1 protein-coding gene is annotated in these 576 nt (G+C 69.1%); it reads left to right on the top strand.

The window, feature by feature from the left end; translation table 11 throughout:
- Positions 1–576, top strand: a 576-nt coding sequence (locus tag ACNPM4_RS12295; RefSeq protein ID WP_448985873.1) for a metal ABC transporter permease, incomplete at both ends; no start/stop codon positions are given.

Below are 576 nucleotides of genomic sequence, written 5' to 3'. Positions count from 1 at the left end.
CTCGCGGGTGCCCTGATCGCGGCGATCCTGATCGGCATACTCGGCGCCAAGGCCAGGGACCGCAACTCGATCGTCGGGGTGCTGATGCCGTTCGGCCTGGGCCTCGGCATCCTGTTCCTCTCCCTCTACGACGGCCGCAGCGCCAACCGGTTCAGCCTGCTGACCGGGCAGATCGTCTCGGTATCCAGCCCCGACCTCGGGTGGCTCATCGGCATCAGCATGGTCGTGCTCATCGGCCTGCTGGTGATGTGGAACCCGCTGCGCTTCGACTCGCTCGACCCGGAATCGGCCGCGGCGCGCGGTGTGCCGACCCGTGCCGTGAGCCTGCTGTTCATGGTGCTGCTCGGCCTCATCGTCGCGGTGAGCGTGCACATCATCGGTGCGCTGCTGGTGATGGCGCTGCTGGTCACCCCCGCGGCCGCGGCGATGCGGGTCACGGCCGGCCCCATCGCGGTGCCACTGCTGTCCGCCCTGTTCGGATTCGTCTCGGCCGTCGGCGGCATCCTGCTCGCCCTCGCCGGCACGCTGCCCGTGAGCCCGTACATCACGACCCTGTCGTTCACCATCTACGTCGTG

This window comes from Microbacterium umsixpiens (assembly GCF_053543675.1).
This window is presented reverse-complemented; position numbering and strand designations above follow the sequence as displayed.